This window comes from Kitasatospora putterlickiae (assembly GCF_039527695.1).
Taxonomy (GTDB): domain Bacteria; phylum Actinomycetota; class Actinomycetes; order Streptomycetales; family Streptomycetaceae; genus Kitasatospora; species Kitasatospora putterlickiae.
On the sequence record NZ_BAAAKJ010000334.1, the window covers coordinates 2,038 to 5,537 of the forward strand.

4 protein-coding genes are annotated in these 3,500 nt (G+C 73.5%); 1 reads left to right on the plus strand and 3 read right to left on the minus strand.

The genetic code is table 11. The features are described 5' to 3' along the window. Positions 1-512 (plus strand): alpha/beta hydrolase (locus ABD308_RS31510; protein WP_344342618.1); only part of this gene is annotated, 512 nt, incomplete at its 5' end. 119 nt (positions 513-631) lie between these two features. On the opposite strand, the gene ABD308_RS31515 is transcribed toward ABD308_RS31510, so the two are convergent. The 3 genes from ABD308_RS31515 to ABD308_RS31525 form a co-directional block, all read right to left on the minus strand. After that, a complete protein-coding gene (locus ABD308_RS31515) occupies positions 632-1,888 on the minus strand; it encodes an NAD(P)/FAD-dependent oxidoreductase (RefSeq protein ID WP_344342621.1) in 1,257 nt (418 codons plus the stop codon). Positions 1,889-2,016: 128 nt separating this feature from the next. Continuing rightward, positions 2,017-2,448: a nuclear transport factor 2 family protein gene (locus ABD308_RS31520; protein ID WP_344342624.1), complete on the minus strand. Its 432-nt coding sequence runs from the start codon at positions 2,446-2,448 to the stop codon at positions 2,017-2,019. 5 nt (positions 2,449-2,453) lie between these two features. Continuing rightward, positions 2,454-3,257, minus strand: coding sequence for an MBL fold metallo-hydrolase (locus ABD308_RS31525; protein WP_344342628.1), 804 nt, complete (start codon positions 3,255-3,257; stop codon positions 2,454-2,456). Between the last annotated feature and the right edge of the window lie 243 nt (positions 3,258-3,500).

Below are 3,500 nucleotides of genomic sequence, written 5' to 3' on the forward strand. Positions count from 1 at the left end.
CCAAGGTGCTCGCGACGACCGTGCCGACCGCGCTGCGCGAGGCCCTGCCGGAGACCCCGTACTCCTCCGACGACTCCTACTACGGCGTCAACTGCCAGGACAAGCCGTACCCGTCCAACCCGAAGACCTTCGTCAACCTGGCCAAGGCCTGGGAGAAGGAGTCCCCGACCTTCGGCCGCTACCAGGCCTTCGACGGCCCGACCTGCTCCTCCTGGCCGGCCCCGGCCCGCGACGCCGAGCGCTTCAGCGGCCCGTGGAACCGGAAGACCTCCACCCCGGTGATGGTCGTCGGCAACCTCTACGACCCGGCCACCAACTACACCTTCTCCCAGCGCATGCAGCGCCAGCTGGGCAACGCGGTGCTGGTCTCGGTCGACGTGGTCGAGCACTGCGCCGTCGGCCGCAGCAAGGAACTCGGCCAGCTGGTCACCGACTACCTGGTGAACCAGAAGGCCCCCGCCCCCGGCCAGCTCCTGAAGCCGGACGCCGAGGCCTTCCCGCCCGTCGCCTGACGCCCCCCCCGCCCAGCCGGGGACCTACCCAACCACCCGAAGACCACCTGAAGACCCGAACGGCCCGCCGCCGGAAACAGCCTTCCGCGCGCGGGCCGTTCGGCCTTCACCGCACGGGCTCAGAGGTCGGTGAGGGGGACGTCCGGGTCGGCGAGGGCCTTGGCGTCGACCGTGCGGCCGGAGCGGACCAGCTCGCGGATCGGGTCGGTGACGTCCCAGACGTTGACGTTCATACCGGCCAGGACGCGGCCGTCGGCGAGCCAGAAGGCGATGAACTCGCGGGTGGCCGGGTCGCCCCGGAACACCACGCGGTCGTAGCCGCCGGGCTCGACGTAGCCGATGTACTCCATGCCCAGGTCGTACTGGTCCGAGAAGAAGTAGGGGACGCGGTCGTACACCGCGTCCTCGCCGAGCATCGCGCGGGCGGCGGTCTGGGGCTGGTTGAGGGCGTTCGCCCAGTGCTCCACGCGGAGGTGGCGGCCGAAGAGCGGGTGGTAGGCGTTGGCGACGTCGCCCGCCGCGTGGATGTCGGGGTCGGAGGTGCGCAGGTGCTCGTCCGTCTTGACGCCGTTGTCGACCTCCAGGCCGGCGGCCTCGGCGAGGGCGGTGTCCGGGGCGATGCCGACGCCCACCACCACCGCGTCCGCCGGCACCGTCGTGCCGTCCGCCAGCCGGACGCCGGTCACCCGGCCGTCCTCGCCGGTCAGCTCCGTGACCCGCACGCCGAACCGCAGGTCGACACCGTGGTCGCGGTGCAGGTCGGCGAAGACCTGAGCCACCTCGCGGCCCAGCACCCGCAGCAGCGGCAGCTCGGCCGCCTCCAGCACCGTCACCGCGGCGCCCGCCGCCCGTGCCGCGGCGGCCGTCTCCAGCCCGATCCAGCCCGCGCCGATCACCATCACCCGGGCGTCCGGGCGGAACGCCTCGCGGATCCGCTCGCTGTCCTCCACCCGCCGCAGGTAGAGCACGCCGTCCTGCTCCGCCCCGGGCACCGGCAGCCGGCGCGGCACCGACCCGGTGGTCAGCAGCAGCTTCGCGTACTCCACCCGCCCGTCGTCGGCCAAGGTCACCGTGTGCGCCGCCGGATCGATGGCGACCACCGCCGTGCCCAGCCGCAGCGTCACGTCGTGCTCGGCGTACCACTGCGGCGGATGGACGTAGATCTTCTCCCGGTCCGTCTTGCCGATCAGGTAGCCCTTGGACAGCGGCGGACGCTCGTACGGGCGCTCGTGCTCGTCGCCGATCAGGACGATGCCGCCGGTGTACCCCGCCTCGCGCAGCGCCTGCGCGGCCTTCGCGCCGCCGAGGGACGCGCCGACGATCACGAAGGGGCGCTCCCGCCCGCCGCGGTCGGTGCCCGTGCTGTCCGTGCTCATGGTGAACTCCTCGCTCTCCGGCGGAAATCACCGACAGCCTGCCGCCGTCCGGGGGAGCTGTCGAGAGCGCGTCCGGCGCGCCGCGCGGGCTCCCCCGAACGGGTGACACGAGGGGGCGGGTCACACCGTCAGGGCGTCATCGCCTCGCGGACCAGGGCGGTGTCGGTGAACTGCTCGAACCGCACGATCCGCCCGCCGCGCACCGTGAAGTGGTGCACCAGCCGGACGGCCAGCGGGCGGCCGGTCACCTTGTGCACCGCCGTGTACCGGCCCAGCACCACCACGTCCTCACCGGCCACCACGTACCGGTCGTCGTGCACCGTCCACTCCTCCCATTCGGCGGCCAGCCGCTCCATCACCCCGCCGGTGACGCCCTTCGGCGTCCGGTAGGTGCCGGCCAGCGGGAAGCCCGCCATCTCCGTCCACTCCACGTCGTCGGCGAGCGTCGCCCGCAACGCCCCCAGATCGCCGCGCGCCGACGCCAGGTACTGGCGGCGCACCACGTCGGCCGGGGCCTCGGACTCTGCGAAAGCGGCCTCCGGCCGCGGTACCTCGATCATCGCGCTCAGCCCCAGCTCAGCTCGCCCTTGGCGACCTTCGTGCCGAGGTCGACCGCCAGCCGCATGCCCAGCTCCGGGAAGCGGAGCTCCAACGCCTCCTTGGCCGCCGCCGCGTCCGGCGCCCGGCCGACCTCCGTCTCGAAGGCCCGCAGGTAGTCCCGGGTCCGGTCGATCGACGAGCTGTCGGTCGGCGCGTCCGCCGTCCGGTGCCCGGCCACCACGAAGGCCGGCTCCAGCGCCGCCATGCCGTCCAGCAGGTCGATCCAGGCCGCCCGCTGCTCCGGCGCCGGCGTGTCGGCCGTCCACACGTGCAGTCCCTGGAACAGCAGCACCCCGCCGAGCACCGTGCGGTGGTGGTGCTGCCACAGGTAGTGCCTGTCCGGCAGGTGGAAGTCCGCTCCGCGCAGCTCGAAGCGGTGCCCCTCGAAGACCAGCTCGTCGCCGTGCAGCACCTCCGGGCGCACCAGCCGGGTCGGCAGCTCCGGACCCAGGTGCGACCAGGCCCGGACCTTGGCGTCGAAGGTCTCCTGGATGTGCTCGACGGTCGACGCGGTGGCCAGGAACCGCGCCTGCGGGAAGACGTCCTGAATTTCTTGGGCGCCGAAGTAGAAGTCCGGGTCGCCGTGGCTGACGAACACCGTGGTCAGCCGCTTCCCGCTGGCCTTCACCCGCTCCGCCAGCCGCCGCCCGTCGGAGCGGGTGAACCCGGCGTCCACCAGCAGCGCGTCCTGCGGGCCGGTGACCAGCACGGACGTCTTGTTGAGCGAGCTGTCCGGACTGTCGATGACCTCGAAGTCGAGGGCGCTCATGGGCGTTGTCCTTCCTCGGGCGAGGGATTCGGGCGAGGGAGTCGGGGAGGGATTCGGGCGAGGGGGAGGGGATCGGGCGCGTACGCGTGCCCCGTCGCCCAGGATCCGCGACCCGCCGCCCACCCGCACCCCGGGAGCCGGCCGGCCCGTTCCCGGGAAGGGCCCGGCCCCGGTCAGCGGGCCGGGCGCAGGCGGGCGACGGCGGGCACGGCGGCCGGGGTGGCGTCGGCCAGCACCGGCCAC